Origin of the sequence: Reyranella aquatilis (assembly GCF_020880995.1) — a bacterium.
In the GTDB taxonomy this organism is placed as follows: Bacteria; Pseudomonadota; Alphaproteobacteria; order Reyranellales; family Reyranellaceae; genus Reyranella; species Reyranella aquatilis.
The window spans coordinates 400,651-427,232 of sequence record NZ_JAJISD010000001.1 but is presented as its reverse complement, the minus strand read 5'-3'; the positions used below and the strand labels follow the sequence as shown (position 1 = coordinate 427,232).

The window sequence follows — 26,582 nt, the reverse complement described above, 5'->3', positions numbered from 1 at the left end:
CGCGACTTCCGGTAGGATGAAAACTATCACCGCTGCCCGCAGCAGGCGACCGGTGAAGCGGGGAACATGACGGGGTTTCTTCACAATCGCTGGGCCCAGCTATTCGTCGGCATCGTCTGCATGGTGATGATCTCCAGCCTCCAGCATGGCTGGACGCTGTTCGTGCACCCGATCAATGAAAAGCACGCCTGGGGACGGGCGGCCATTCAGGTCGCCTTCACGGTATTCATCCTCAGTGAGACGTGGCTGGTGCCGTTCGAGGGCTGGGTGGTGGACAGGTTCGGTCCCCGACCGGTGGCGCTGGCGGGCGGGGCGCTGGTGGCCATCGCCTGGAGCCTCAACTCCGTCGCCGATTCCTTGCCGCTGCTGTATCTGGGCGCCGCGCTGGGTGGCATCGGCGCGGGGTGCGTCTACGGCACCTGTCTCGGCAATGCGTTGAAGTGGTTTCCCGATCGCCGCGGCCTGGCCGCCGGCCTGACGGTTGCGGGCTACGGGATAGGTTCGGCGTTCACCATCATCCCGATGCACCACACGATCGAGCATCACGGCTACGAAGCGGCGTTCCTCTGGTTCGGCCTGGGGCAGGGCGCAATGATCTGCCTGGCGTCGCTGGCGTTGCGCAAACCGGAGGCGGAGGTGCTGGCGATCCCGGAACGACTGCCTCACGCGGTGCACGACCACACGCCGGGCGAGGTGCTGCGCTCGCCGCTGTTCTGGATCCTGTTCGCGATGTCGCTGCTGGTGACCGCGGCCGGGCTGACCTTCACCGCCAACTTGGCGGGAATCGCCCGCAGCTTCGGCGTGGCCGACGTGCCCGTCACGCTGATCGGCTTCACCCTGCCGGCCCTGACCTTCGCGCTGACGCTCGACCGTCTCGCGAACGGTATTGCGCGGCCTCTGTGCGGATGGCTCTCGGACTATATCGGGCGCGAGAACACGATGTTCTTCGCCTTTACCCTGGGCGCTCTCAGCATCCTGGCGTTTGCGCGGTGGGGCAACGAGCCGGCGATGTTCGTGCTGCTCGTCTGCCTGGTCTTCTTTGCCTGGGGCGAGGTCGCGAGCCTCTTCCCGGCCACCTGCACCGACTATTTCGGGTCCGGCTACGCCACGACCAATGCCGGGATGCTGCATACGGCCAAGGGCTTCGCCGCCATGCTGGTCCCGCTCGCCGATCCGGTGGTGCGCGCCACCGGTGACTGGCAGCTGGTCTTCGCGATCGCCGTCGGTGCCAACGCGGTCGCGGCCTTCCTGGGAATCGCCGTCCTGCGGCCGATGCGGGCGGCCTGGCTACGGCGCGAGTGAGGTCTACTCGACCTTCAGCAGTCCGCTCTTCTGCAACTCTTCGACCAGTGCATCTTCCTTCTGCAGGAAGGCCGTGAGCTGTTGCGGCGAGAGCGCTTCGGTCTCGGCGCCGAGATCGTTCAGCTTCTCCTTGACCGGCAGGTCGGAGAGAGCGCCGGCGACGGCTTCATTCAGTTTCTTGACGATGTCCGGGGGCGTACCGGCTGGCGCCATCAGGACGATTGGCGTTGTGGCGGCGAAGTCCTTGACGCCGGTTTCCTGCAACGTCGGCACATCGGGCAACTGGGCTGCCCGGCGCGCGGTCGTCACGACGATGGCGCGCAGGCGGCCGGCACGGACATGGCCGATCGAGGCGGGCACCTGGTCGATCACCGCATCGATCTGGCCGGCCAGCAGATCGTTCAATGCCAGCCCGTTACTCTTGTAGGGGATGATGTTGAAGCGCACGCCCAGCGCCTTCTGCATCTGCAGCAGGGCGAGGTGGTTGGTGCTGCCGTTGCCTGGATGGCCGACGGTGAGCTTTCCTGGATTGGCTTGCACGTAGGCGAGCATACCGGCCCAATCCTTGATAGGACTGTTGGCGTTGATGACGATGTCCATTGGCGAGGTGCTCAGCAGGGCCACCGGCGCGAAGCTTGCCAAGGTGTAGGGCGGCTTGCCGCCGGTCATGCGCGGGCTCACGAGGAACGTGCCGGTCGATCCCAGGACCAGCGAATAGCCGTCGGGCGCCGACTTCGCTACCGCTTCGGCACCGATCGCACCGCCGGCGCCGCCCCGATTCTCGACGATGACCTGCTGTCCCAGCCGCTTGGCCAACGCCTCGGCGAAGAGCCGGCCGGTGAGATCGGCGTTGCCGCCGGGCGCGAAGGGCACGACGAGGCGGATCGGCCTCTCGGGAAAGCTCGCCTGCGCCAGGGCGCGGGCGGTCGGGCCGGCCGCCAGCAGTGCCGTGATCGTCGTGCGTCGCGTCAACGACTTCATTTCCTGGAACGCCTCCCCACCGTATTGTTGCCGCATGATAACCGAGGGGAAGCTGGGCGCACGCGCCGTCATCGTCGGAGCGGGCGTGGCAGGCCTCGCGGCTGCGGCTGCTGTCGCATCGTTCTTCGAAACGGTCGAACTTCTCGACAAGGACGAGTTGCCGGATACGGCGCAGGCGCGAAAAGGCGTTCCGCAGGACCTGCAGGTCCATATCCTCCTCAAGGGCGGGGAACTGGCGCTGGAGAGCCTTTTGCCCGGCACGCGGGCGGCCTTGCTGGCCGCCGGTGCCATCAATGTTGGCCAGACCGGCGATGTCTCATTGTGGGAACGCGATGCGTGGCATCCGGCGCGCGACCTCGGATACAGCCAGCTCATGATGAGCCGTCCCGCATTCGAACAGGTGCTGCGGCGCCAGCTGCTGCGGCATGGCAACGTCACGATCAGGGACCGCTCCGCCGTCGAGGCACTGCCGTCCGATGTCGACCTGACCGTGGTCGCGACGGGACGGGGAGACCGGCTGCTGGCCGATGTTCCGGTGCCCGAGACCACGCTCGGCATCGAGGTGGCCTACAGTTCGGCGCGTTTCGCCAAGCCGGAACGCTTTCGCGGCGAGGGCCGGTTCATCGGCTGCATCCCGAGGCCTCCCGACGATCGCTATGGGCTGGTCTGTCCCATCGAGAACGATCAGTGGCTGATCACGCTCTGCAGCCGCTTCGGCAACAGGGTACCTGACGATGTCGAAGGCTTCCGCGCCCATGCCGCAGCGCTGCCTGTTCCCGACATCGCCGACCGCCTCCGCGAGGCCGTGGCGCTGACGCCCGTGCGCAGCTACCGCATCGCCGCGGCGCGCTGGCGGCATTTCGAGCCCGCCACGATGCTGCCACGGCGCGTGCTGCCGATCGGCGACTGCATCTCGAGTTTCAACCCCACCTTCGGGCAGGGCATGTCGGTCGCTGCAGGCCATGCGGTCGCCCTGCGCGACATTCTGGCGAACTGGGTCGGAAGCCTCGACGATGTCGCGGCGGCCTACCTGCCGCATGCGGCCGAGGTCAGCCGGCAGGCCTGGTCGCTCGCCGCCATGGTCGATCTCGAGTACCCGCGCACCCGCGGTGAGCGGCCGGCGAACTTCGACAAGTTCGTGTTGGGCAGCGAGGCGATGCGGCGAGCGGCGATGCTGCATCCCGAAGTCCAGCGTCTGCGATTCGAGATCGGCAACCTCGTCAAGCCGGACTCGGCGGCTCGTAGCGGACCTGCCGCACGCCTCGTGGCGCGCGAGCTGGCGCGGGCCGGAGGACGGTCGCGTGAGCGCTGAGCCCAAGCCCGACCTTGACATGCTGCGGCGGGAGATGTGGCGGTGCCAGAAGCAGGCGCGGGCAGAGGTCAGGACCTATAATCGCGGCTCGTGGATCCGCTTCGCCCTCATGTTCATCCCGGTGCCACTGATCGTCGTGACCTTCCGGCTCTACCTGGAGGCCTGGCACTACTACATCCTGGGCGGTGCCTTCATCTTCTTTGCGGGCCTTCTCTATGCCCTCGACGATCGCGCGGCGACGCGGCGCGAGGCATCCCTCAAGGCCGCGCGGGAAGCCCGTGCGGCCTATCAGAATGCGCGGTCGGCAGCGCAGCGCTAGATGCGATTGCGCGCCGTGCAGCGGCATTTGTCGAACTGGTGCAACTCGACCATGTTGCCGCACGGATCGTTCAGGAAAAGCTGCAGCGAGTCCGGGCTGGTGAGCCCTTCGATCGCCCAGTACCTCACGCCCATGCGCTCCAGTTCCTCGCGGCTCTCGACGATGTCGGCCACCGCGAGGGCGATGTGCGGCAGCGTCGGATCCTGACCAGGCCCCTTGGCGACGGGTGAAGGCTGATTTCCGCCGAAGAGATGGATCTGGCCGACCTCGCCGACATTGATCCAGAGGCCGGGAATGCCGGGGATCGTCGGCCGGCCCCTGTCACGGTGCAGGCCCAGCACGTCGCTGTAGAAGCTCGCCGTGTCCTCGAGCTTCTCCGCGCCGGGGTCGAGCCGGTAGCCGGTGTGATGGATTTCCAGGACCTTGATCGCCATTGTCGTTTCCTCCGTTATCTTCGTGCACGACGGCCGATCAGCAGGATCAGGGGGATCGCCAGTGCCGAGCAGGTCGTATAAAGGCCGAAAGCATTGATGTAGCCGATCATCGCGGCCTGACGACTGATCTCCTTCGACAGCTTCGCCAGTCCGGACACGGTCTCGTAGTCCCAGCCACCGGTCACCCAAGGCAGCGCCAACGCCTTGTTGTAGGGGTTCACCAGCTCGACCATGCGGCTGTAGTTGGTGCTGGTGGCACGGACGATCTCGGCGACGCAGATCGAGATGAAGAAGCTGGAGCCGATGTTGCGCAGCAGGTGATAGACCGCCGTGCCCTCGGCCAGGTTGGCGGCGCTCATGTTGGAGAAGGTCACGAGGGTGAGCGGCACCCAGATGACGCCGACGGCGACGCCCTGCAGCAGGCTGTTCAGCATCAGGGTGTTCATGTCGACGTTGAGGTCGATTGCCATCAGCCAGACGCCGGACAGGGTCTGTACCGTGAAGCCGGCGATCAGGCCGATGCGCGGGTCCATGCGGCCGACGAAGATGGCGAGGAAGAAGCCGATGGTGGCGCCGACGCCGCGCGCGGCAATGACCTCGCCGATCAGGGCGTCGGGAAATCCGGCATGCTGCTGCAGCAGCGGCGGCAGCAGCACCATCGGCGTGAAGTTCAGCATGCCGTAGATCAGCACCAGGATGAGCCCCAGCGCGTAGTTGCGGTCGAGCAGCAGCCTGAGGTTCAGGAACGGCCGCTCGGCGGTGAGGCTGTGGGCGAGGAATATCCAGAAGGAGACGACCGCGATGAAGGCCTCGATCTGGATCTCGGCCGAATCGAACCAGTCGAGCCGCTGGCCGCGCGACAGGACGAGCTGCACGCAGGCGATGGCGACGGAGAGCGACAGGAAGCCGGTCCAGTCGAGGCTGGCCCGGCCGCTCGGCCGGTCGTAGGGCAGGGTAAGCCGGAGGCCTGCGAAGGAGATCAGGCCCACCGGCACGATCATGTAGAAGGCCCAGCGCCAGCTGTAGAGTTCCGACAGCAGGCTGCCGGCAGTGGGCCCGATCACCGGGCCGATGACGACGGCCATACCGAAGATCGAGGTGACCAGCCCCTGTTGCCGCTTGGGGAAGGTGTCGAGCAGGATGGTCTGCGACAGCGGGATCACCGGAGCCCCCAGCGCCCCCTGGAGCACGCGCCAGAGGATCAGCGTCTCGAGCGAGTCCGCCAGCCCGCACATCAGCGTCGTCAGGGTGAAGGCGAACACCGACCAGATCATCGTCTCGCGCCGCCCGAAGCGGGCCGCCAGCCAGCCGGTCATCGGTGTGGCGACCGCAGTCGCGAGAATGTTGAAGGTCATCGCCCAGGCGATCTCGTCCTGAGTGGCGGACATGGTGCCCTGCATCTGCGGCAGCAGGGTCGAGGCGATCAGTAACGTCGTGGCATAGAGAGTAGAGCCCAGGACCACCATTACGAGAATGAGGATGCGCTTGCCCAGCGAGGTCTCGACCTCGCCCGGGACCGGCGGGACGGCGTCTGCGGTGGTCGTGCTTGAACTCATGGCCTGGGCTAATGTAGCCTAGACAACAATCCTCAGCGAGCCACTATTGAGCCCGGACGACGACGAATACATCGGCTACGTGCTTTCGGATGTTGCGCGCCTGATCCGCACCGTCTTCGACCGGCGCGTGCGCGACATCGGCCTGACGCGCGCCCAATGGCTGGTGCTGACGCGCCTCTATCGCCGTCCCGGCGCGAGCCAGACCGAGCTGGCGGACATGCTGGAAGTCGATCGTGCCAGCGCCGGCCGCATGATCGACCGCATGGAGAAGAACGGCTGGGTCGAGCGCCGTTCCGATGACGGCGATCGCCGCATCAATCGTCTCTACCTCACTGCCGATGCCCGGCGCGCCCACAAGGCCATGTGGTCGATCGCCGAGGCCACGGTCGATGATGCACTGGCGCCGCTGTCCGCCACCGAGCGTGACCAGTTCACGCGGCTTGCGGCGCGGGTGAAGAGCCAACTCCAGTCGATGGCGGGAGCCAACGGGTCATGAGTCGCCGTCCGGTCCCCGCGCTTCGGCTTGCCCTGCTCCTCCTGGTCCCGCTGCTGGCCGTCGCGGGGGCGGGCTGGTGGTGGCTGTCGGGTGGCCGCTACGTGTCGACGGACAACGCCTATGTGAAGGCGCACATCGTTCAGATTGCTCCCGAAGTCTCGGGACAGGTCCGGCGGGTGCTGACGAAGGATCATGCGACGGTCCACGCGGGCGACCAACTGCTCACGATCGAATCAAGGCCTTTCCGGCTGGCGCTCGACAGTGCCGAGGCCGAACTGGATACCGCGCGCGCCCATGTCGAGAACCTGCGCGGCATTTGGCGTGAGGCCGTCGCCGAACTGGCCGATGCCGAGGCACGGGCCGCCTATTTCCAGCGTCAGGCGCAGCGACAAGAAGAGCTTGCGACCAAGGGCGTGGCCTCGGCCAGCAAGCGCGACGAATCGCAAAACGACGCGCGGGCCGCCGCCGACCGTGTGTCGACCGCGCGCGAGAAGCTGCAGCGAGTCCTGGCGGCATTGAACGGCGACCCGCAACTCCCGGCCGAGGCGCACCCGATGGTGCGGGAGAAAACGGCCGCGCGGGAACGGGCGGCCCTCGATCTCGCGCGCACCACGGTGCGGGCGCCGGTCGACGGCGTCGTCGTGAACATGCGCCTGCAGCAGGGCGAGCAGGTCAAGGCGGCGACGCCGTTGTTCTCCCTGGTGGTGCTGAGCCGGCCTTGGGTCGAGGCGAACTTCAAGGAAACCGAACTCACGCATGTGAAAGTCGGACAGAAGGCGACCGTGGTGCTCGACACCTATCCCGACGAGACCTGGGAGGCGATCGTCGAGAGCGTCAGTCCGGCGACCGGCGCTGAGTTCGCGATCCTTCCGCCGCAGAACGCCAGCGGCAACTGGGTGAAGGTGGTGCAACGCCTGCCGGTGAAGCTTCGGCTGCTGCCCCATGTCGGCGAATCGCCGCTACGCGCGGGCATGACCGCCACAGTGAAGATCGACACAGGCCGCCAGCGCGACCTGAGCAGCCTGATGGGCAGTACCAGGGAAGCGCCGCCGGCACATGCATCACCACCGCACGATGTGACGGCTCAGTCGAAGTAGGTAGGAAGCCGTCATCTCACTCTGAGCACCTGAGATGCCGAGTGGAGAAACCCTTGTTCCGACGGTTTTATTGAACAAGCCGTAGAAGGCGAGCGGGTCGTCGTCCACCCAATGCGCAAGCCCTGATGTCGAGGGCACTCGATTCCGATAAGCGCTGCCAGTTCCATCTTGATCTGCATTGGCAACGCGCAACGAAGGCCGGACCGGAGAAGACTGGTCCCTTCATTCGCTTGCATTCTATGGCGGAGACCCTGGGCGAACTAATCGGCGGCTACACGGCAGGCTTGCGTGGTTAGGGGCTGCAGACGACGCAGGCGATCGCGGCTTGGAAGGAACTGCATCCGGCTCCACCAAAGGGAAGGATACCGATCCTCCCGCTCCTGCCAATCATGGGAGAAGCTGGGCCTGTGCGAGTGGCTCATCGATGGCGATCCGGTGGTGGCCGCTCTCACTCGCGCCAGCGAGGCCGGCTCGCAGCAATACGACCAGTTCGATCGCCTTCTGCCTAACAGGACGAATCTGCTGCTGCGGGCAGGGCTCTAACCCGCTTTGCCGCTCGAGCTCCCGGCGTGACGCCATGGCGTCAGGCTGAAGCTCTGTCAGGTGGCCGGACTTACTGGCAAACCTTCGTCGACCCCGGTCGTCGTACGAGCGCAGCCGATATGCGGGCGATGGGCCTGCCGCTATCTCGCCGACGATGGCAAGCCCGACAAGGCCTATGTCGATAAGGGCGAGTGGATTGCGGGAGACGATGATGAAGCGATTCATTCGAAACGGCTCCAGCATCGAGGAAAGGCGTTCTGGCCGAAGGCGATCTACCTCGGGCGGATCGCGGAGCAGGCGACGTCGGTGCTGACGACCGCATCGTGCCTGAACTCTTCAAGATTCCCGCTTGCAAATTCAAAGTCCGGTTCATCAGCAACTGGAGGGCTCGCTTCTCAGAGGAGAGATGTCCTTGGGATCATTTGATGGCCGTGGCGGTGATACCGCCTATCCCTCGTTGTCGTCGCCCGTGTCGCCGCCCCTCTGGTCGCGGCCATTGAGTCCCGATCAGCCGGAACGTTGATCTCGAGGCGGGCTGCGTACCGTCGCACCAGCCGGGTCAAGCGCACCGAGATCTCCAACGTCAGTGAGCGGACGATCACCGGACGTGCTCTGGCGTCGGAGCCGATTGCCCTCTCGATGCGCCGCCGGCCGCGAGCACGCCCTTCGGGCCCTGACGATGGGCCGCTGAACGGAGACGTACATGACAATTATCGCGATTGAAGGGCTGCCGTCGGCAGCGCCGGCCGAGGACTCATGGCCGTTCGAGAACCTTGGCGGTGACACTGCGCTCGGCCTCCGGGTCGACGAGATATTCGCGCGCCAGCTCGACACCGGCTTCGCGGGCGAGGTGCGCGGCCTGGTGACCGATCCGGCGACAGGTCTGGCAGGCAAGGACCCCGAGGCGGCGCTGGTCGGGATCGCCGGGACCCTCCCGCTGCTGGCTGAGCTGAAGGACCGCTACTTGGGGCAGGCGCAGGGCCCGCGGCAGAAAGCGCTGCTCGAACCGCTGATCGACCGTCGTCTCGATCGTGCCGGCGGCGATCTCGGCCGGATCGTGGCGCAGGCGACATCGGCGCTGGACGACCGCAGCGTGGCGGAGCGCCTCGCTGATCTGCGGCAGGATGCGTCGCTGTCCTGGCACGACCCGGCCCATCTGCGCCTGCTGGGCCGCACCACGGTGGACGAGCTGCGCTACCAGGGCGAGCGGAAAGGCTGGGACGCGGGCCGGACCGACTCAGCGGTGCGCACCGGCCTCAGCGATCTCTATGCCGGCGCGGTCGAGGCCGCGATCGGCCACGATCCCGAGCGCGCGGCGGCGCTCTACGACCACGCACGCGTCGTGATCCAGCCGGAGCGGCAGGCAGCGCTCGAGCGCAGGATCGACCGGGCGCGCGAGGAGCGTCGCGTGACGCAGATCGTCGGCGGTCTCGGCGATATGCCGGACGATCCGGCGCGGCGCCCGGACCTCGACGACTACCAGGTGCGCGCCGTCGAGGCGACACCTCCGGACGCCTCGCCAGAGGTGAGGGCGCAGGTGACCCGCATGGCGCGGATCGAGCACGCGCGCGCCGACCGGGCGTGGCAGGCGGCGCGGGGCCGCGCCGCCACCGGCGCGCTCGACTGGCTGGGAGAGAATCCCGCGGCGCCTCTGATGGCGATGCCGACCGAATTGCGCGACGGGTTGAGCCCGGAGCAGACGAAGGCGCTCGACCGGACGGCCATGAACGGCGGCCGCGTCGTCACGGACCGCGACCTCTACGACACGCTCGACGACCAGGCGGTGCGCAACCCGGAAGAGTTCACCAGCCTCGATCTCACACAATACCGCCTGTCGCTGGCCGACAGCGATTACGACCGCCTGACCAAACTCCAGCAGGCTCTCGCCGAAGGTAAATCCGATCCGGCCTTCGAGCGGCACCGTCTCGGCCGCCTGTTCCTGGAAGAGGGACTGCGCACCGCCAACCTTGATCCCAACGGCGAGGAGGCCCGGACCGCACGGCAGCAACTCGACAGGCTCTTAGGGGCGTTCGAGTCCGTGGAGGGCAAGCCGCCGACGATGGCGGACATTCGTGGTTTGGTCGACGACGTGCTGCCGCGCACGGAAGGCGATCCAAACATTGTCCGTGTCTTGGGCGATGACCCGGTCGAAGCGCTGCCACAAGAGGTCGAAGCGGAGAACGCGCTCGATGGAGGGGAGCCCCGGATTGCCTATGTCGACGACGGCAGCGGGGAGGTAGGCGAATCCTTCGATCCGCAACACATCATTCTCGCGCAAGCCGGAGGTGGCGGCGCTCGCGGTGGCGGAGGCGGTCACGTTCCCCCACCACCCCGCTCATCTGCGACGCCAGGCCAACAGCCCGCACCAGGCATCGGGCACAACCGGCCGCCGTTGATACCTGGACTGCCTCAGGCAATCGAGAATTACCGGCGTTGGTTTTCGCCTTCATCCCAGCCATCGGGCACGCAGCCGATACCCGATACGGCTGGAGCGGCAGCGGCTGCTGAACAGAGGCCATCGACTCAATCTCTCAGTGACTGGCTGGACGAGAGAGCACAATTGGCCAAAAGGGACGAGTATGTCGGTCCAGACGGCATCGACACGGCAGTCGGGATCAAACTCGATCCCCGCGTCGGTGAACCAGCGTCAGGGCGCGATTACTTGCCCGCCAACGAGAACCATAGAAAGGGAATACGCGGAGAGTACGGGCTGGCCAACGACATCGCGCGGCATTTCCCGGATCACACGGTGATCGACTTCGGCAGGAAGGCGGGCCAGCGGGGGCCTGATGTGATCTCGGTCGATCGCAATGGCGGGATTCACTTCTGGGATTCCAAATGGCGCGGCTCTGATACGTCGATAGGCCCGAGCAGCCGGGCGCATCAGACGCCGCGGTCTTTGTGTGGCGCCCTGGAACACGCTGAAATCACCGTTTATGCGGCGATGAAGAGTGGACGCTTGTCACCTGAAGCCAGCGCCAGGGCATTGAAGAATTTGGTCAGTCGAAACGTGACCATCGTCACGGTGGGGACTGGAAGTGCACGCAACGGTGTGGTTGAAAGAATCGCAGGTGACGAACGCGCTGTCGTCTATCCAGAAAGGAGGCCGTAATGCCGAGAGACTTCGAGCCCAATAGCGAGCGCCAGTTCTACCTGGATTTTCTTCTGGCGATTGCAACCAAGTTCGAGCCGGAAAAGACCGGGCCATTTAATCGCTCGCACTATATGGCTACTAAGCTCAGAAACGTGATCCACGCGCATCTCCTCGGCTTGCGCGAGCAGGTGTTGCCGCTAGCGCGGGCGCTCGTGGCCTGGATGGGGTCACAACCGGCGCCGCCAGATGGCAAGGATCCCCAGGAATCCTTTAACGTCTATCAATGGTGGAAGACTTTGGGCCTGTGCAAATGGCTGATCGACGGTGATCCGGCGGTGCCCGAGTTCAGCCGCGCGAGCGAAGCCGACTGGCGGCAGTGGGACAAGTTCGACCGCTTCGAACCAAACGGGGCGAAGCTGCTGATGCGGGAGGGGCTCGAACTCGCCCTGCCGCTCAACCTCGCGGCGCGACGCTATGACGTCGGCCTGAAGCTCTGTGAGGAGGCCGGACTCACCACCAAGCCGTCGTCGGCACCAGCCATCGTGCGGGCGGAATTGATGTATGGGCAGTGGGCTTGCCGTCATCTCGCCGCCGATGGCAAGCTCGACGCGGCCTATATCGCCAAGGGCGAAGAAATGCTGCGCAAGGTCATGTCGGAAAGCTTCATCATGAGCGGTTATTATGGGAAGATGGCCATGTGGCTTAAGGCGATCTACCACGACAGCGGCCTCACGCGGACGCCGGAGGAGACGATCCTCAAGGCCTACGATACCATGACCGGCGTCGAAAAGCCCGCCTTCGCAAAGATCTGACGTTGGACGAACAGCTACAGCGGTAGAGGCTGTGGCCGGCGAGCCCGGCAATGCTGCCCCGTGAAAGGACGCCCGGGCGATCGATGGCTGTTACGACAAGAACACCCTGCAGGCCCCGATGCACCGCTGAACGGAGACGAACGTGGTAGGCACGGGCTGCCGTCCTTAGCGGCGTCAGCGAACTCGTGGCCGTGCAACGGGTTTGGCTACGAAAGCACGCTCGGTCTTCCGGCAGCCGAGATGTTCGCGCGCCAGCTCGATACCGGGGGCGCGGTCGTGGTGCGCGGCCTGCTGAACGATCCGACGACGGGTCTCGCGCGCCGGGAGCCCGTAGCGCGCTGGCGGGATCGCCGAACCATCCCACTGCAGGCCGAACTGAATGACTGGTTTCTGGCGCTTGCAATCGCACGCCGCGCCAAGCCGGCGAACGGAGGGGATTAGACCCCTCCACTCCGCGCTATGCGCTCCGGTCGAGGGGCCGGGGGGCTTTTCTTCACCCGCACGCCAGCGAATAGATGTGCTGTACCTCGCCGGGGAGCGGGATGGCCTGCCAGGTCCTTCCGGCGTCGCGCGTGCCGAACACCTCGCCGTCGTAGCGGGCGCCGATATAGACCTGCCCGGCATCGGTCGGGTGCAGACCGATCGACATGATGGTGCCGTTGACCTTCACCTTGTCGAACCGGCTCCAGCTCTCGCCGCCGTCCTCGCTGCGGTAGAGCCCGCCATCCTTGCTGGCGGCCGCGACCGACAGGGCGGAATAGAGCGTGTTGGGTTCGACCGGCGAGACACGGATGTCGCGGCCGTAGGTGGTGGGCGAGAAGCGGCCGACCTCCATGTCCTTCCAGGTGCGGCCCTGATCGCTGCTGCGGAACAGGCCCATGCGGACGGCCAGCCACAGTCCGTCGGGATCGGCGGGATTGATCGTGACGGCGTGGCTGTCGAGCATCCCTTCGGCGGTCGTGTCGCTCACGATCTTGCTCTTGAGGTGCTCGTGCTCGGCGAGCTTGAGCAGGCCCGCGCTGCAATCGGTCCAGGTCTGGCCGAGATCGATGCTGCGCATGACCCCATTGATCTCAAGCGCGGCGTAGATTTCATCGTGGCGCTTGGGATGCTGGACGAGCCGCATCACGCGCGACGCAAAGGGGCCCTTGCAGTGCGTGTCGATGCCGGGCGTCGGCAGGCGCCGCCAGGAGGCGCCGCCGTCGTCGCTTCGATAGACGTCGATCGGCGAGGCGCCGGCAAAGATGCGGCTGGGATCTCGGGAATCGACGAGAAAGGACCAGACTTCCTTGCCCGCGTCGGGGAAGGCGGTCCGGCGGAAGGTGGCGCCGCGGTCGGTGCTGCGCCAGACGCCGTCATTGGTGCCGGCAAAGACCGTCTCCGGATCCGTCGGGTGGACGAAGACGGTGAAGGCCTGGACGGTGCCCAGCACGTGCTGCCAGTCGCCGCCCGCGGTGCCGCGGCGGAAAACCCCGACGCGGCCTGTGTGATCCGGCTTCCCGAAATAGCCGGCAACGCCGACATAGATGTTCGACTGCTCGGCCATGACGGGGCTCCGGCTCAGTTCTTCTTGACCAGCGGGCACTCGCTGTCGGCCAGCGGACGGAAGGCATCCTCGCCTGAAATCTCGGCGAGCAGCTTGTAATAGTCCCACGGGCCCTTCGACTCGGAGGGCTTCTTGACCTCGAAGAGGTACATGTTGTGCATCTTGCGGCCGTCCTGGCGGATGTAGCTCGGTCCGAAAATGGGGTCGTCCCACTTGGCGGCCTTCATGGCGGCCATCACCTTGTCGGGATCGTCGGTACCGGTCGCCTTGACCGCGTTCAGGTAGGCGAGGGTGGCCGAGTAGAAGCCGGCCTGCACACTGGTCGGCATCTTGCCGTTGAAGCGGGCGGCGAAACGCTTGGCGAAGGCCCGCGTCCGGTCGTTGAGGTCCCAGTAGAACGCTTCGGTCAGGTTCAGGCCCTGCGAGCGCTCGAGGCCCAGCGAGTGGATGTCGGAGATGAAAACCAGCAGCCCCGCGAGCTTCTGGCCGCCCTTGACGATGCCGAACTCAGAGGCCTGCTTGATCGAGTTGATCGTATCGCCGCCGGCATTGGCGAGGCCGATGATCTGCGCCTTCGAGCCCTGCGCCTGCAGCAGGAAGGAGGAGAAGTCATTGGTGTTGATCGGGTGCTTGACGCCGCCGACCACCGTGCCGCCGGCCTTCTTGACCACCGCGGAGACATCGCGTTCAAGCGCATAGCCGAACGCGTAGTCGGCGGTTAGGAAGAACCAGCTCTTACCACCCGCCTTGACGACTGCCGAGCCGGTGCCGTTGGCAAGTGCTGCGGTGTCGTACACCCAGTGGATCAGGTAGGGATTGCAGAGCTTGCCGGTGAGATCCGACGAAGCGGGGTCGGGAGCGATGAAGATCTTCTTCTTGTCGCCGGCGACACGGGCCGCGGCGATCGACGAGGAGGAGGCGCCGGCGCCCATCACCATGTCGACCTTTTCATTGTCGTACCAGCGGCCGACCGTGGTCGCGGCCACGTCCGCCTTGTTCTGGATGTCGCCGGACACGAACTCGATCTTCTGGCCGAGCACGGTGCCGCCGAAATCCTCGATCGCCATCTGGGCCGCGAGCACGGCGCCCGGGCCGTTGATGTCGGCATAGAGGCTCGAAAGGTCGGTGGCGACGGCGATCTTGAGGGTATTGTCGGACAGCTGGGCAGCCGCCGGCAGCGCCGATGCCGCAAGGCAGAATGCGGCCGTGGCAAGCAGGTTACGTCTCATCGTTTCTCTCCCTAGGCTTTGTTGTTGAGACGAGCCTAGCAAGCCGCCGCCAAGCCGCAAAGCCGGAGGAGACACAAGATGATCGAGAAAATTCTGGACATCCCCACCAGGGACGGGGCGATGGAGACCTTCATCTGCCATCCGGAGCGCGGCGGTCCGTATCCCCCGGTGCTGATGCTGATGGATGCGCCGGGGATCCGCGAGGAACTCTACGACATGGCCCGCCGCCTCGCGACGGTCGGCTACTACGTGATGCTGCCCAACCTCTATTACCGCGCCGGTACGGATACCAAGTACGGTCCCGACGTGCTGACGCACGGCAGCGACGAGCACAAGCGCATGCGGGCGGTGCGTACGAAGATGACGATCCCGCCAGTCATGGACGACGTGGCGGCGATGATCTCCTATTCGGACGCCCAGAAGGAGTCGAAGACGGGACCGGTCGGCACCCACGGCTACTGCATGAGCGGGCCTTATTCACTGGCGGCAGCGGCGCGCTATCCGGAGCGGATTGCCGCGGCGGCCTCGTTCTATGGGACCTGGCTGGTGAGCGACGCGGTGGAGAGCCCGCACCTCACGCTCGGCAACGCGAGGGGAGAACTCTATATCTCCTGCGCCGAGCACGACGAGCTGGCACCCCCGGAAATGGTCAAGGAACTCAAGGCGCTGTTCGACAAGTCGGGCGCGAAGGGAGACCTGGAGGTGCATCCGACCGTGCATCACGGCTTCGCCTTCCCGCAACGCTGGTGCTACGACAAGCCTGCTGCCGAGCGGCACTGGGAGCGCCTGATCGCGCTCTATCGTAGAAATCTTGGCTAGGCCGGAAGAGGGGGCAGCCGATGGACGGACAGATCCTCACCCAGATGGAGATCGATCAGCGCGTCTTCGATCTCTACGACGAGTATTGTCATGGCGGCATGGATCGTCGCACCTTCCTGTCACGAGCCGCCGCCGTGACGGTGGGCGGGCTTGCCATGGCACAGGCACTGCTGCCGCGCTACGTCCAGGCCCAGACCATCTCGTTCACCGACGATCGCATCAAGGCACGCTATGTCAGCTACCCGTCACCCGGCGGCAACTCGGGCACGATGCGCGGCTATCTGGTGCAACCGAAGGGCAACGGGCCGTTTCCCGTGGTCCTCGTGATCCACGAGAATCGCGGCCTCAATCCCTATATCGAGGATGTCGCCCGCCGGGCCGCGACAGAGGGTTTCCTGGCCTTGGCGCCCGACGGGCTGTTTCCCGTCGGCGGCTATCCCGGCAACGACGACGACGGCCGTACGCTGCAGGCCGGCCTCGACCAGGCCAAGCTGCGCACCGACATGCTGAACAGCGCGCGTTATCTCAAGACGCATGCGCTGTCGACGGGCAAGCTCGGCGTCACCGGCTTCTGCTGGGGCGGGGGCACGACCAATTACCTGGCGGCGGCCCTGGGTGCGGACATGAATGCCGGCGTGCCCTTCTACGGCGCAGCGGCCGAGACAGCTTCCGTTCCGAACATCAAGGCGCCGTTGATGGTGCAGTACGCCGAGAACGACGACCGCATCAACGGCATGTGGCCCGCCTACGAGGCGGCGCTCAAGGCCAATGGTGCGTCCTACGAGATGTTCATCTATCCCGGAACGCAGCACGGCTTTCACAACAATTCGACGCCGCGCTATAATGAGGCTCAGGCCAAGATCGCTTGGGACCGCACCATCGGCTTCTTCAGGAAGAACCTGGCGTGACGTAGCCTTCGCAGGCCGGGACTCCCGGTTCAGGCAGCTCTTGAAATCCCGGGCTTGGCGGCCTGCCATTCGTCGAGCTTGCGGCGGGCGCCGTTCTTGGTCGGATCCATGGCCGATTCCTGCCCCGGCACCTTGGCGGCCAGCTCGATCACGTAGCCGTTGGGATCGCGGAAGTAGATCGACCTGATGAAATGATGGTCGGAGACGCCTCGGACCTCGCGGCCCTCCGCCTTGCCCTTGGCAAGCATGCGATCCAGCACGTCGGGCTCGACTTCCAGAGCGATGTGCAGGTCGAAGTCGTGCTGCTCCTTGAACTCGAACGGCATGTCCGGCGCCTCGAAGAAGGCGAGGCAGGACCCGTCGTCGAGCTGGAAGAAGGTGTGCAGCACTCCGACCCCGGTCGCGCGGCCGGTCTTGGTCTGCTCGATCTTGAGTGTGTGGACGAGCGGGAGGCCGAGGAAGTCCTCGTAGAACCTCCTCGTCTCCTCCGAATCGCGGCAGCGATAGGCGTTGTGGTGCAGACCCTTGATCATCGAAACCTCCGATCAGATCGTTTGCAGCAGCCTAGCGCGCTCCTAGCGGTCGAGCCAGACGTCCTCGAAGCGCCAGTGATTGTAGATGGTGTTGACCGCGAGGTTCACGGCCTTGACCTCGGGGCGCCAGCAGGTGCCACCCCAGCCGTGCTGGATGACGGGGCGGGCGCCGTCTTCCTGCAGTTTCTTGTCGATCTCCCACACGAGTTTCCGGCGGGCTGCGATGTCGGTCATCATCGACTGCTGGTCGAACAGCTTCTCGACCTCGGGATTGCAGTAGTTCGTGTAGTTGCGCTCCGAGCCGCAGCGGAAGGTCTCGTAGAACACGACGTCCGGATCGTCGACGCCGACGCCCTGGATATTCATGCCGATAGCGAAGTCGCGGCGCATCATCCGGTTGTACCAGACTGCCGTCTCCAGCGGCTCCAACTCGGCCTGGATGTTCACCTGCTTCAGATGGTCGATCAGGATGACCGCTGGATCACGGTAACTCGGGATGTTGCGGGTCGAGACCTTGATCTTCAGCGGCTTGTCCGCCGTGTAGCCCAGTTCGGCCATGATCCTCCGGCCTTCCTCGCGCGACTTGGCGACGTCGGGGCCGTATCCGGCGACGGTCGTCAGGAACTCCGTCGGCATCCCCCAGAGCCCTTCCGGTGGCGGCAGCATCGCTCCGCCGATACGGTAATTGCCCTGTCCCAGGATTTCGTTGAAGGCATTGCGGTCGAGCGACAGCGCCATGGCACGGCGTATGCGCGCATCGTCGAACGGCGCGCGGTCCCGATTGACCAGCAGGTTGGCCTGCGTATTGGTCGGCTGCGCCTCGCAGATTGCCGTCGGCGCCTGGACCTTGAGATCGCTGATCATGGCCGGCGTGACGACGGTGGTGAAGGTCATGTCGAGCTTGCCGGCCACGAAGGTCAGCAGCGAGGTCGCCCGGTTGGGGATGATCGAGTACTCGATAGCGTCCAAGTAGGGCCGCCCCGGCTTCCAGTAGTCCGGGTTGCGCGCCAGCTTGATCGACTCATTCTGCTTCATCTCGACGAACTTGAACGGGCCGGTGCCGATCGGCTTGGTCCGCATCTGCGCCGTCGGGACGTGGCAGGGATAGACCGGCGAGAAGGCGGCGGCGAGCATGGTGAGCAGGGAGGGTTGCGGCCGCTTGAGATGGAAGGTCGCCTCGCGGTCGCCGTTCACCGTGACCTTCTCGAGATTGAAGTACCATGTCTTGCGCGGGTTCTTGCGCAACTTCGATTCGTCGGAGATCACCATGTCCCAGGTGCACTTCACGTCGGCGCTGGTGAAGGGCTTGCCGTCGTGCCACTTCACGCCGTCGCGCAGCTTGAAGGTGAGCTGCTTGCCGTCGTCACTCCATTTCCACTCGGTGGCGAGATCGGGGATGATGTTGTCCGGCGTATTCTGCTTGGTCTTGGGATCGAACATCACCAGGTTGTTGTAGACCGACATGAAGGGCATGACGGTCGAGATCGTTGCTTCCTCGTGGATCGAGGCGCTCGGTGGATTGTCCATATGGGCGATCTTGAGCGTGCCGCCGGACTTCTGAGCCCAGGCGCTCGGCGCCGCGGACAAGGCCAGGATCGCCGCGACGAGCGGCAGTGTCGGATTTGCCATCCTCCGTTTCCTCCTCTTGTTTGTGGTGACGCTAGCACTTCGCCGCGCCTAAAGTTGGACCATGAAGCTCTTCAGTTTGCTGGTCGGAATGCTGCTCGCGGTGCCGGCCGCCGCCCAGGACTATCCAGCCAGGCCGATCAAGATCATCACGGCCTTTGGGCCGGGCACCGCGACCGACATCGCCGCGCGCACGATCGGTCAGGACATCGCGATCCAGACGGGCCAGACGGTTGTCATCGAGAACAAGCCCGGCGCTGAAGGACAGATCGCGGCTCAGTCCGCGGCCGCGGCTGCGCCCGACGGCTACACGCTGTTCTTCACGACGCAGACGACGCAGGCGATCAACCCGCACGTCTACAAGTCGCTGGCCTATGATCCAGTGAAGAGTTTCGCGCCGGTCGCCGGCGTCACCCTGGGCGCCCAGATCGTGATGGTGCGCAACGACCTGCCGGCCAGGACGGTCCAGGAGTTTGTTGCGCTTGCGAAGGCACAGCCCGGAAAGCTGAGCTTCGGCAGCGGCAACGGATCGAGCCGCGGCGGCGCCGAACTGTTCCGCATCATGACGAAGACGGATCTGCTGGGCGTGCCCTATAAGACGCAGCCGCAGGCGATCACCGACCTGTTGGGCGGGCGCATCGATATCATCTTCTCCGACTTCACCGTCGGTCTGCCGCCCGTCCTCGACGGCCGGGCGCGCGGGCTTGCGGTCACCAGCAAGCAGCGCATTCCCGGCCTCGACCAGTTCCCCACCGTCGACGAGAGTGGAGTTCCCGGCTTTGAGATGTGGGCCTGGACGGCGATGTATGCGCCGGCAGGCACGCCGCGGCCGATCGTCGACAAGCTCAATGCCCTGGTACGGCAGGCGGCCAAGTCGCCGGCCTATCTCAACCTGCTGAAGACCAACTACGGTGTCTCGTTCGTCGGCTCGCCCGAAGATCTCGCGGCGTTCCAGGCCAGCGAGACGAAGAAATGGGCCGAGATCGTCTCCGTCGCGGGCATGAAGGAGCCCTGAGAAGGGCTCAGGCCGACCGAGTCCGGCGCAACCGGGCGGATACAAGGATCTGCCAGACCGCGGCGAACAGGACGCAGGCCGCGACCAGGAAGAAGGCGCTGCGATAGTCGGCGATGGCCGCGATCAGGCCGAAGAGAGGCGGGCCGACGACGGCGCCGGAAAAGGCAAGGGCGGTCTGGACCGCGGCCACGGCCGCGACCTGTCCCGGCGGGGCGAGGGCCGCGAACTCCGCGATCGATACGCCGTTCCAACTGATGACCACGGTGCCGTAGGCGAAGACGATCAGGCCGATCAACCAATAGGGCGTGTTGGCCGAGACCAGACCCGTGGCCACCGCGCCGAGCGCGATCCCGACGCCCGTCCAACCGAGGAGCATCATGCGTGGGAAGCGGTCGCCCAGCGCTCCCAGGATGAGACGCTGCACGGTGCCGCCGATCTGCGCGAGGAAGAGCAGGAAGCCGGCCTCGGCGATGCTGAGGCGACAATGCTCATAGAGATAGGTGACGAGGAAGAACGTGAATGTGTGCTGCGCCACCACATAGAGCAGCGCGGACCAGCCCAGCACGCGCATTTCCGGATGCCGCATCACGTACACGATCGACGACCAGATCCCCTGCGAGGGCCCGGAGGGTGCGACCGACGCGTCGAGCCGGGCGCGCAGCAGTTCCAGGATACCCGCTCCGACCACCATCAGCGCCGCTGCCGCGAGGGAGGCGCCACGCCAACCCAGCGCCGGAAGTAGCAGCGGAAGGATCACGCCGGCGGCGGCAAAGCCCAACGGGACGCCCGTCTGCTTCACGGAAAAGACGAGACTGAACCAGGCGCGGGGCACGCGCTGGCTCAGGATATGCGCCGACGCCGGATTGATCGGTCCCTGGGCGAAGCCGATGAAGGCCACGGCAAGGATGGTGGCGGCGACGAAAGCGGTCGCATTGAGGGCGAGACCGGCCGCCGCGGCCAGCATCGCGAACTGGCAGACCCGCACGGCGCCCAGCCGCGAGATCGGCGCCGCGCTCCACAGCGCGACACCCGAGGCGATGGCATAGGTGACGGCCGTGAAGGCGCCGACCAGCTTTGGCGCGATCCCGAGATCCTTGGCAACCGCCGGCATCAGCACGCTGAGTGAAAGCACCGCCAGCGAGACGAGGACCTGCGTGCCCAGCATTGCCACGACAGGCACGAGCGCCTGCCGCAGTCCCGGGCGCGGGGTCTCCGTTTCGGGAACCGCGCCCGGCGACATGCTAGAGGCCGTAGAGGTCGGCCTTGTTCAGGATCGTGTTGCGCAGGATGCGGATCGAGGCGACGTCGACCATGATGCCGTCGACGTTGATCGCGCCCTGGCCGGCAGCCTCCGCCTCGGCGTAGGCCTTTTCGAGCTTGCGCGCGCGGGCGATGTCCTCGGCCTTGGGCGAATAGACGTCGAGCGCGATGTCGATCTGCGACGGGTGGATCGCCCACTTACCGACGCAGCCCAGGATCATCGAGCGCTTGCATTCCTCGCGATAGGCATCCGGGTTCTTGAAGTCGGCGAACGGGCCGTCGACCGGATCGATGCCGGCCGCGCGGCAGGCCATGATCAGGCGGAAGCGGGCATAGTGCCAGATGTCGCCCGGGTAGCCGTCGGTCTCGCCGACGTTCCGATTGGTGACGCCCATCGAGGCGGAGAAGTCGCCCATTCCGAAGACGAGGCATTCGAGGCGCGGGGTGCAGGCGGCGATCGAGTCGACGTTCTGCATGCCCTCGACTTCTTCGATCAGCGCCTCGAGGCCGATCCGGCGCTTCATCTTCAGCTTCTTCTCAATCTGATGGAGCAGCTTGTCGGCGAACAGCACGTCGGCCGCGGTCTGCACCTTGGTCATCATGATCGTGTCGAGATGCTCGCCGGCACCCTCGACGATCTCGATGATGTCCTCATAGGCGTACTCGGTGGTCAGGTCGTTGATGCGCACGCAGCGCGTCTTGCCCTTCCAGTTGAGCGACTTCAGGCCCTCGATGATCTTCTTGCGGGCGTCGCGCTTCTGGCTGGGGGCAACCGCGTCCTCGAGGTCGAGGAAGACGTGGTCGGCCTTCGACTCCGACGCCTTCTGGATCATCTTTTCGCTCGAGCCGGGCGTCGAAAGCTGGACGCGGCGGGCGCGCTTGGGGCGGTCGGTCATGTCTGTCTCCTCAAATCACGATCTTGTCGTCGCGCAGGCGGGCGATGTCCGCCTCGCTGCAGCCGATGCTCTGCAAATACTGGTCAGTGTGCTCCCCGAGCAAGGGGGCGCGATGGCGCACGCTGCCCGGTGTCTCGGTCATCTTGACCGCCACGCCGGCGATCTGGACCTCGTGGTCGAGGCCGGGGTGGGGCACCCAGGGCAGCATTTCGCGGACCTTGAAGTGGGGATCGGCCACGATGTCGCGCACGTTGTAGACGGGCGAGAAGGGCACCTTGCCCCCGAAATGCTTAAGCAGCTCCTGCTTGGTGCGCTGGCCCGTGAAGTCGGAGACGGTCGCGATCAGGACGTCCTGGTTGGCACGCCGGTCCTGGACTGTGATGAACCGCGGATCGGTCGCGAATTCGGGTTTGTCGATCAGACGGCACAGGATCGGAAAGTGTGCGTCTGCATGCGCCGCGATCGTCACGAAGCCGTCTTTCGCGGGGAACATGCCGAACGGGCAGAGCAGGGGATGGTGGTTGCCCTCGGGATGCGGCAGCGCGTGGGCATAGGAATGCTGGTGCATGATGCGCTCGCAGACGGCGAGGATCGCATCGACCATGCCCACGTCCACGAACTGTCCCTTGCCGGTCTTGTGAGCCCGGAAGATCGCCGAGACGATGCCGAACGCGCAGGTGATCGCTGGCACGATGTCGCCGACACCGGGGCCGACCTTCATCGGCGTGTCCTTGTCGGGGCCGGTGATGGCCATGATGCCGCCCATCGCCTGACTGATGACGTCGTACGCCGGGAAGTCTGCGTAGGGGCTCCTGCCGGTGCGGACGTCGCCGAAGCCGCGGATCGTGGCGTAGACCAGCTTCGGATTGCGGGCGTGCAGCGTCTCATAGCTGAGGCCGAGGCGGTCCATGACGCCGCCGCGATAGTTCTCGACCACCGCATCGGCATTGTCGCAGAGCTTCAGGACCAGCTCACGGCCTGCCGCCGTCTTCAGGTCGATGCCGATCGACTTCTTGTTGCGGTTCACCGAGGCAAAGTAACCGCCGAACGCCTTGAGCTTGTCGTCGGCGTGATAGGGCCCGATGATGCGCGTGTGATCGCCGTCAAGCGGCTCGACCTTGATCACCTCCGCGCCCTGGTCGGCCAGCAGCATGGTGCAGTAGGGGCCGGCCAGCATCTGCGTGAGGTCGACGATCCTCACCCCATCGAGCGCGCCCAGGACGGCAGCGTCGCTCACTTGTCTCCCCAGTGACTGCGGCGCTTGATCAGGACCGTGCGCTCGCCCTCGAAGATGTTCTTGTCGTCCTGGTTCACGCCGTAGTGCCTGAAACGCACGATCCCGGCGTCTTCCTGATTGGCGTCTTTCTTCTCCAGTACCTCGGTGTAGCAGTAGAGCGTGTCGCCGTGATGGAGCGGGCCTTTCAGCCGGATCTTGTCCATCCCGAGTTCCATCAGCGCATTCTCCGCGGTGTCCTCGGCGGCAAGGCCGATGCACATGGAGATCGTGACGCCGCCGAAGCCCAGCCGCTGTCCGTAGGGCGTCGACTGGGTCAGATGCTCGTTGAAGTGAGCCTCGGCCGTGTTCATGGTCACGTTGGTGATCCAGACCTGCTCCATCGGCTCCACGGTCTTGCCGCGCGCGTGCTTCATCACGTCGCCGACCGTGAAGTCCTCGAAGTAGTTGTTCTTGCCGGTGAGTGCGGAGACTTTCATCAGTTCTTCCCCCGGCCGAGCAGTCGGTCGGAAATGATGCGCTTCTGGATTTCCGAGGTGCCCTCGAAGATCTTGGTGAGACGCGCGTCGCGCCAGTGCCGCTCGACGGCATGCAAGGTCGTGTAGCCCGCGCCGCCGTGGATTTGGATACCCTCGCTGGTGACCCGCTCGGCCATCTCGGAGGCGAAGAGCTTCACCATCGACGCTTCCTTGTCGCAGCGCTGGCCGGTGTCGATCTGCTCGCAGACGAAGTACATGAGCTGGCGCGCCGCCTCGATCTGCGTCGCCATGTCGGCGATCTTGAAGCGGATGGCCTGGAAGTCCGAGATGGAGTGACCGAACTGCTTGCGGTCGTTGGCGTACTGGATCGAATCGTCCAGGGCGCCCTGGGCGAGGCCGATGGCGCGGGCCGCCGTATGGGCGCGCGCGGTTTCGAGGCCCGAAGTGGCGTAATAGAAGGCATGGCCTTCCTTGCCGATCATGTCCGCAGCATCGACACGGAAATTGTCGAACGCCAGTTCCCAGGTCTTCCAGCCGAAATAGCCGATCTTGGGTATCGGCGCGCCGCTCACGCCCTTGGGCAGCTCGCCGCGCTTCTTCTCGACGAAGAACATCGACAGGCCGAGATGGCGCTTACCCGGAGGCGCATCGGACGTGCGTGCGATGATGATCATGAAGTCGGCGCCGTCGGCGAACGTGCACCAATACTTGTTGCCGCTGATCAGGTAGCTGTCGCCGTCCTTCTTGGCGCGGCACGAGATGTTGGAGATGTCGGAGCCGGCGTTCGGCTCGGACATCGAGAAGGCACCCAGGAACTCGCCCTTGGCCATGCGCGGCAGATAGCGCTTGCGCTGCTCCTCGCTCATCTCGTGCGAGCCGATGAGCAGGTTGCCGCGGGCGATGATGGAGGCGACGCTCATCCAGCCGCGCGAGAGTTCCTCGGTCACCAGGCAGTACTCCGAGCAGCCGAGACCCAGGCCGCCGTACTGCTCCGGGATCAGGATGCCGAAATAGCCGAGCTCGGCCATCTTCTCGCGCAGGTCCATCGGGATGTCGCCCTTCTCGGGGTCGAGCCTGTTGGCGACCGGCAGCACTTCGTTCAGCGTGAACTCGCGCGCCTGCTCCTGGATCATGCGGCGTTCTTCGGTAAGGAAAGGCATTACTGGGGATTCCTGAGGCGGACGAGGTTGGTACGCTTGAAGTCGATGACGAGTTCTTCGCGCTGGTTGAAGCCCTTGCTATGCCAGCTGACGATGCCGAAGCCCTTGTGGGAGTCCGAGGTCCGCCGGTCGAGCACGACCGATTCCGCCCGCAGCGAATCGCTGGGATAGACGGGCTGGTGGTAGGTGAGTTCGTTGACGCCGAGGAACGGGCCTCCGCCTTCGCTCAGGTCCTCGACCGTGAGGCCGAACACCGTCGTGAAGACGAGCAGGGGATTGGCAACGACGCCAGGATGGCCGTGCGCCTGGGCATAGGCAGCGTTGTAGTAGTGCGGATTGAAGTGCAGCGTCAGCGTCGAGAAGAGCGTGCTCTCCGACTCGGTGATCGTACGGCCCCAATGGTGCCGAAACACGCGGCCGACCTCGAAATCCTCATAGCGGTTGCCCTTGGGCACCAGCCGGGCGCGGGCCCTGAAATCCTCTGTCATCCTTACTCCTGTCCTGCGCCTCTCTCCCACGCGGGGGAGAGGAATACGATTAGTTCTTCGCCGATGCGCGGACGAGATCGCCCACGTCGGTGAGTTCGTCGATGCGCTCGATCGCGTCGTGCAGACGGCGGGCGCCGGCGGCGCCCAGCAACGGCGTCACCAGGCTGTCGAACTTGGTCTCGATCGCCTGGCGCTGCTTCTCCAGGTCCGCCCACGGAATGCCGGAGTCGTGCCTGACTTCGATGGTGGTGCCGTCGTCGAGCTGGATGGCCATCTCGGCCAGCGAGTGCGCCCAGTGGGGCTGGAAGTCTATCGCCATCTTGTCGCGCAGTTCCTTGATGCGTGGCTCCTGCGTCACGGCCTCGTTGTAGGAATCGAGGTTGGCGGTATCGACGCCCGTCAGCGCCATCGCCACGGTCTGGCGCAACGAGAATTTCGCCTCCAGGCCCGTCGTCGGGTGAGGTATGTTGCAGACTTTGTCGGCGCCGGAGTCGATCCGCAGCAAAATCTTCTGCACCCGCTCTGGCGGGAAGTTGTTCTTCAGCCGGATCTCCTTGGCGCACTCGATGGGTGCGTGCGTCAGGTAGCAGGCGGCGTGGTACTTGAAGAGATTGTTGCGCAGGTGCCAGCCCGACGGCGGCTCGCCGAGCGCTGCCTCGGCATTCAGGTGATCGCTCTGCGAGGAGGCGAAGCCCTGGTCGCACTCAAGCGAATCGCCACGTGCCGTGAAGCCCTTTGCCGCAAGGCGCGCCGCGCGGAGGCCGTGCTCCGAGGCTGTGCCGGCGTGCAGCGGCTTGCACATGGTGCCGAAGTTCGACTTGAGGCCGGCTGCCTGGGTCGCTGCGATTCCGAAGGCCACCGCGAGTTGGCGATCGTCCAGGCCCATCATGCGCCCGGCAGCGGCGGTCGCCGAAAAAGAGCCGACTGTGCCGGTAACGTGGAAGCCCTTCAGGTAGTGGCCGGGGGCCACGAGCCGGCCGACGCGGCCCGAGGTCTCGTAGCCGGCGACGAAGCTCTCGATGAACAGGCGGCCCGAAGCCTTCATCTGCTCGCCGAGGGCCAGCAGGGCAGGGACCACCGTGACCGTCGGATGGCCGCCCATCGAGAAGTTCACGTCGTCGTAGTCGAGGGCGTGGCTGGCCGCACCGTTGATCAGCGCCGCAGCCGAGGGCAGCACGGTCTCGGCCCGCCCGACCAGCGTCGCGGGGCCTTTCGCCCCGTCCTCCAGCGCCTCGGCGACCAGGATGCCGGTGAGGTCTTCCTGCGCACCCGCGATCGTGACGGCGAACCAGTCCAGCAGGCACTGCCGGGTGCGCTCGACGAGATCGACCGGCAGGTCACGCCAGACGAGGGCGGCGGCGCGCTTGGCGATTTCGGCCGTGACCGGAACGACGGCAGCCATGTTTTCCTCCCGAATTTGAGGCCGCAAGTGTCGGCCAGCAG

Annotated in this window: 26 protein-coding genes; 11 read left to right on the top strand and 15 right to left on the bottom strand. The window is 65.5% G+C overall.

Translation table 11 applies throughout. The features are described 5' to 3' along the window. The first annotated feature begins 66 nt into the window (after positions 1–66). On the top strand, positions 67–1,302 hold the full coding sequence (oxlT, locus tag LJ725_RS02010) for an oxalate/formate MFS antiporter (RefSeq protein ID WP_230548946.1): 1,236 nt from the start codon (positions 67–69) through the stop codon (positions 1,300–1,302). 3 nt (positions 1,303–1,305) lie between these two features. On the opposite strand, the gene LJ725_RS02005 is transcribed toward oxlT, so the two are convergent. Further along, positions 1,306–2,283, bottom strand: coding sequence for a Bug family tripartite tricarboxylate transporter substrate binding protein (locus LJ725_RS02005; RefSeq protein ID WP_230548945.1), 978 nt, complete (start codon positions 2,281–2,283; stop codon positions 1,306–1,308). A gap of 34 nt (positions 2,284–2,317) precedes the next feature. Here LJ725_RS02005 and LJ725_RS02000 point away from each other — a divergent pair, with 34 nt between their 5' ends. Both LJ725_RS02000 and LJ725_RS01995 read left to right on the top strand, forming a co-directional pair. After that, a complete protein-coding gene (locus LJ725_RS02000) occupies positions 2,318–3,595 on the top strand; it encodes an FAD-dependent monooxygenase family protein (RefSeq protein WP_230548944.1) in 1,278 nt (425 codons plus the stop codon). Further along, positions 3,585–3,914 (top strand): hypothetical protein, encoded by a 330-nt coding sequence (locus LJ725_RS01995; RefSeq protein WP_230548943.1) that lies wholly within the window; start codon positions 3,585–3,587, stop codon positions 3,912–3,914. Before LJ725_RS02000 ends, LJ725_RS01995 begins: the two co-directional genes overlap by 11 nt. On the opposite strand, the gene LJ725_RS01990 is transcribed toward LJ725_RS01995, so the two are convergent. Further along, complete coding sequence (locus LJ725_RS01990) at positions 3,911–4,348, bottom strand: VOC family protein (protein WP_230548942.1); 438 nt, start codon at positions 4,346–4,348, stop codon at positions 3,911–3,913. The genes LJ725_RS01995 and LJ725_RS01990 overlap by 4 nt on opposite strands. A 14-nt stretch (positions 4,349–4,362) precedes the next feature. After that, positions 4,363–5,904, bottom strand: coding sequence for a DHA2 family efflux MFS transporter permease subunit (locus tag LJ725_RS01985; protein WP_230548941.1), 1,542 nt, complete (start codon positions 5,902–5,904; stop codon positions 4,363–4,365). 46 nt (positions 5,905–5,950) lie between these two features. Here LJ725_RS01985 and LJ725_RS01980 point away from each other — a divergent pair, with 46 nt between their 5' ends. Continuing rightward, entirely contained in the window at positions 5,951–6,400 is a 450-nt protein-coding gene (locus LJ725_RS01980) for a MarR family winged helix-turn-helix transcriptional regulator (protein WP_230548940.1), read from the top strand. Further along, on the top strand, positions 6,397–7,497 hold the full coding sequence (locus LJ725_RS01975) for an HlyD family secretion protein (protein WP_230548939.1): 1,101 nt from the start codon (positions 6,397–6,399) through the stop codon (positions 7,495–7,497). Before LJ725_RS01980 ends, LJ725_RS01975 begins: the two co-directional genes overlap by 4 nt. 387 nt (positions 7,498–7,884) lie before the next feature. Here LJ725_RS01975 and LJ725_RS01970 read toward each other — a convergent pair whose 3' ends face one another. Continuing rightward, a complete protein-coding gene (locus LJ725_RS01970; RefSeq protein ID WP_230548938.1) occupies positions 7,885–8,265 on the bottom strand; it encodes a hypothetical protein in 381 nt (126 codons plus the stop codon). A 478-nt stretch (positions 8,266–8,743) separates the two neighbouring features. Here LJ725_RS01970 and LJ725_RS01965 point away from each other — a divergent pair, with 478 nt between their 5' ends. The 3 genes from LJ725_RS01965 (at position 8,744) to LJ725_RS01955 (ending at position 12,387) form a co-directional block, all read left to right on the top strand. Then, positions 8,744–11,152, top strand: coding sequence for a hypothetical protein (locus tag LJ725_RS01965; protein WP_230548937.1), 2,409 nt, complete (start codon positions 8,744–8,746; stop codon positions 11,150–11,152). Next, complete coding sequence (locus LJ725_RS01960) at positions 11,152–11,946, top strand: hypothetical protein (protein ID WP_230548936.1); 795 nt, start codon at positions 11,152–11,154, stop codon at positions 11,944–11,946. The genes LJ725_RS01965 and LJ725_RS01960 overlap by 1 nt, the downstream gene beginning before the upstream one ends. Positions 11,947–12,186: 240 nt before the next feature. Continuing rightward, entirely contained in the window at positions 12,187–12,387 is a 201-nt protein-coding gene (locus LJ725_RS01955) for a hypothetical protein (protein ID WP_230548935.1), read from the top strand. 52 nt (positions 12,388–12,439) lie between these two features. Here the strand turns inward: LJ725_RS01955 and LJ725_RS01950 are convergent, their stop codons facing one another. Together LJ725_RS01950 and LJ725_RS01945 are read right to left on the bottom strand one after the other, a co-directional pair. Beyond that, positions 12,440–13,492: a WD40/YVTN/BNR-like repeat-containing protein gene (locus LJ725_RS01950; protein ID WP_230548934.1), complete on the bottom strand. Its 1,053-nt coding sequence runs from the start codon at positions 13,490–13,492 to the stop codon at positions 12,440–12,442. Positions 13,493–13,506: 14 nt separating this feature from the next. Then, on the bottom strand, positions 13,507–14,721 hold the full coding sequence (locus tag LJ725_RS01945; RefSeq protein ID WP_230548933.1) for an ABC transporter substrate-binding protein: 1,215 nt from the start codon (positions 14,719–14,721) through the stop codon (positions 13,507–13,509). A gap of 78 nt (positions 14,722–14,799) precedes the next feature. Here LJ725_RS01945 and LJ725_RS01940 point away from each other — a divergent pair, with 78 nt between their 5' ends. Continuing rightward, positions 14,800–15,540, top strand: a complete 741-nt coding sequence (locus tag LJ725_RS01940; protein WP_230548932.1) for a dienelactone hydrolase family protein — start codon at positions 14,800–14,802, stop codon at positions 15,538–15,540. 20 nt (positions 15,541–15,560) lie between these two features. Further along, positions 15,561–16,448: a dienelactone hydrolase family protein gene (locus LJ725_RS01935; protein WP_230548931.1), complete on the top strand. Its 888-nt coding sequence runs from the start codon at positions 15,561–15,563 to the stop codon at positions 16,446–16,448. A 29-nt stretch (positions 16,449–16,477) separates the two neighbouring features. Here LJ725_RS01935 and LJ725_RS01930 read toward each other — a convergent pair whose 3' ends face one another. Continuing rightward, positions 16,478–16,981, bottom strand: a complete 504-nt coding sequence (locus tag LJ725_RS01930; RefSeq protein ID WP_230548930.1) for a VOC family protein — start codon at positions 16,979–16,981, stop codon at positions 16,478–16,480. A 42-nt stretch (positions 16,982–17,023) separates the two neighbouring features. Next, positions 17,024–18,610 carry an ABC transporter substrate-binding protein gene (locus tag LJ725_RS01925; RefSeq protein WP_230548929.1) on the bottom strand — a complete coding sequence of 529 codons (1,587 nt, stop codon included), beginning with the start codon at positions 18,608–18,610 and terminating at the stop codon, positions 17,024–17,026. 61 nt (positions 18,611–18,671) lie between these two features. Here LJ725_RS01925 and LJ725_RS01920 point away from each other — a divergent pair, with 61 nt between their 5' ends. Next, entirely contained in the window at positions 18,672–19,622 is a 951-nt protein-coding gene (locus tag LJ725_RS01920; protein ID WP_230548928.1) for a Bug family tripartite tricarboxylate transporter substrate binding protein, read from the top strand. Between the two features lie 7 nt (positions 19,623–19,629). Here LJ725_RS01920 and LJ725_RS01915 read toward each other — a convergent pair whose 3' ends face one another. The 7 genes from LJ725_RS01915 to LJ725_RS01885 form a co-directional block, all read right to left on the bottom strand. Beyond that, positions 19,630–20,802 (bottom strand): MFS transporter, encoded by a 1,173-nt coding sequence (locus tag LJ725_RS01915; protein ID WP_230548927.1) that lies wholly within the window; start codon positions 20,800–20,802, stop codon positions 19,630–19,632. Between the two features lie 61 nt (positions 20,803–20,863). Continuing rightward, positions 20,864–21,778 carry an HpcH/HpaI aldolase/citrate lyase family protein gene (locus LJ725_RS01910; protein WP_230548926.1) on the bottom strand — a complete coding sequence of 305 codons (915 nt, stop codon included), beginning with the start codon at positions 21,776–21,778 and terminating at the stop codon, positions 20,864–20,866. Between the two features lie 10 nt (positions 21,779–21,788). Further along, positions 21,789–23,015 (bottom strand): CaiB/BaiF CoA transferase family protein, encoded by a 1,227-nt coding sequence (locus LJ725_RS01905; RefSeq protein WP_230548925.1) that lies wholly within the window; start codon positions 23,013–23,015, stop codon positions 21,789–21,791. Further along, positions 23,012–23,491 carry a MaoC family dehydratase gene (locus LJ725_RS01900; protein ID WP_230548924.1) on the bottom strand — a complete coding sequence of 160 codons (480 nt, stop codon included), beginning with the start codon at positions 23,489–23,491 and terminating at the stop codon, positions 23,012–23,014. Before LJ725_RS01900 ends, LJ725_RS01905 begins: the two co-directional genes overlap by 4 nt. Further along, a complete protein-coding gene (locus tag LJ725_RS01895) occupies positions 23,491–24,651 on the bottom strand; it encodes an acyl-CoA dehydrogenase family protein (RefSeq protein WP_230548923.1) in 1,161 nt (386 codons plus the stop codon). The genes LJ725_RS01900 and LJ725_RS01895 overlap by 1 nt, the downstream gene beginning before the upstream one ends. Next, entirely contained in the window at positions 24,651–25,139 is a 489-nt protein-coding gene (locus tag LJ725_RS01890) for a MaoC family dehydratase (RefSeq protein ID WP_230548922.1), read from the bottom strand. Before LJ725_RS01890 ends, LJ725_RS01895 begins: the two co-directional genes overlap by 1 nt. A 49-nt stretch (positions 25,140–25,188) precedes the next feature. Next, positions 25,189–26,541, bottom strand: coding sequence for an MmgE/PrpD family protein (locus tag LJ725_RS01885; protein ID WP_230548921.1), 1,353 nt, complete (start codon positions 26,539–26,541; stop codon positions 25,189–25,191). Positions 26,542–26,582 lie beyond the last annotated feature (41 nt).

What these genes read in the sequence shown, in the direction of transcription:
- oxlT (WP_230548946.1), top strand. Translation starts at nt 67, where the DNA reads ATGACGGGGTTTCTTCACAATCGCTGGGCCCAGCTATTCGTCGGCATC.
- LJ725_RS02005 (WP_230548945.1), bottom strand. Translation starts at nt 2,283, where the DNA reads ATGAAGTCGTTGACGCGACGCACGACGATCACGGCACTGCTGGCGGCC.
- LJ725_RS02000 (WP_230548944.1), top strand. Translation starts at nt 2,318, where the DNA reads ATGATAACCGAGGGGAAGCTGGGCGCACGCGCCGTCATCGTCGGAGCG.
- LJ725_RS01990 (WP_230548942.1), bottom strand. Translation starts at nt 4,348, where the DNA reads ATGGCGATCAAGGTCCTGGAAATCCATCACACCGGCTACCGGCTCGAC.
- LJ725_RS01985 (WP_230548941.1), bottom strand. Translation starts at nt 5,904, where the DNA reads ATGAGTTCAAGCACGACCACCGCAGACGCCGTCCCGCCGGTCCCGGGC.
- LJ725_RS01975 (WP_230548939.1), top strand. Translation starts at nt 6,397, where the DNA reads ATGAGTCGCCGTCCGGTCCCCGCGCTTCGGCTTGCCCTGCTCCTCCTG.
- LJ725_RS01970 (WP_230548938.1), bottom strand. Translation starts at nt 8,265, where the DNA reads ATGAATCGCTTCATCATCGTCTCCCGCAATCCACTCGCCCTTATCGAC.
- LJ725_RS01965 (WP_230548937.1), top strand. Translation starts at nt 8,744, where the DNA reads ATGACAATTATCGCGATTGAAGGGCTGCCGTCGGCAGCGCCGGCCGAG.
- LJ725_RS01960 (WP_230548936.1), top strand. Translation starts at nt 11,152, where the DNA reads ATGCCGAGAGACTTCGAGCCCAATAGCGAGCGCCAGTTCTACCTGGAT.
- LJ725_RS01955 (WP_230548935.1), top strand. Translation starts at nt 12,187, where the DNA reads ATGTTCGCGCGCCAGCTCGATACCGGGGGCGCGGTCGTGGTGCGCGGC.
- LJ725_RS01950 (WP_230548934.1), bottom strand. Translation starts at nt 13,492, where the DNA reads ATGGCCGAGCAGTCGAACATCTATGTCGGCGTTGCCGGCTATTTCGGG.
- LJ725_RS01945 (WP_230548933.1), bottom strand. Translation starts at nt 14,721, where the DNA reads ATGAGACGTAACCTGCTTGCCACGGCCGCATTCTGCCTTGCGGCATCG.
- LJ725_RS01940 (WP_230548932.1), top strand. Translation starts at nt 14,800, where the DNA reads ATGATCGAGAAAATTCTGGACATCCCCACCAGGGACGGGGCGATGGAG.
- LJ725_RS01935 (WP_230548931.1), top strand. Translation starts at nt 15,561, where the DNA reads ATGGACGGACAGATCCTCACCCAGATGGAGATCGATCAGCGCGTCTTC.
- LJ725_RS01930 (WP_230548930.1), bottom strand. Translation starts at nt 16,981, where the DNA reads ATGATCAAGGGTCTGCACCACAACGCCTATCGCTGCCGCGATTCGGAG.
- LJ725_RS01925 (WP_230548929.1), bottom strand. Translation starts at nt 18,610, where the DNA reads ATGGCAAATCCGACACTGCCGCTCGTCGCGGCGATCCTGGCCTTGTCC.
- LJ725_RS01920 (WP_230548928.1), top strand. Translation starts at nt 18,672, where the DNA reads ATGAAGCTCTTCAGTTTGCTGGTCGGAATGCTGCTCGCGGTGCCGGCC.
- LJ725_RS01910 (WP_230548926.1), bottom strand. Translation starts at nt 21,778, where the DNA reads ATGACCGACCGCCCCAAGCGCGCCCGCCGCGTCCAGCTTTCGACGCCC.
- LJ725_RS01900 (WP_230548924.1), bottom strand. Translation starts at nt 23,491, where the DNA reads ATGAAAGTCTCCGCACTCACCGGCAAGAACAACTACTTCGAGGACTTC.
- LJ725_RS01895 (WP_230548923.1), bottom strand. Translation starts at nt 24,651, where the DNA reads ATGCCTTTCCTTACCGAAGAACGCCGCATGATCCAGGAGCAGGCGCGC.
- LJ725_RS01890 (WP_230548922.1), bottom strand. Translation starts at nt 25,139, where the DNA reads ATGACAGAGGATTTCAGGGCCCGCGCCCGGCTGGTGCCCAAGGGCAAC.
- LJ725_RS01885 (WP_230548921.1), bottom strand. Translation starts at nt 26,541, where the DNA reads ATGGCTGCCGTCGTTCCGGTCACGGCCGAAATCGCCAAGCGCGCCGCC.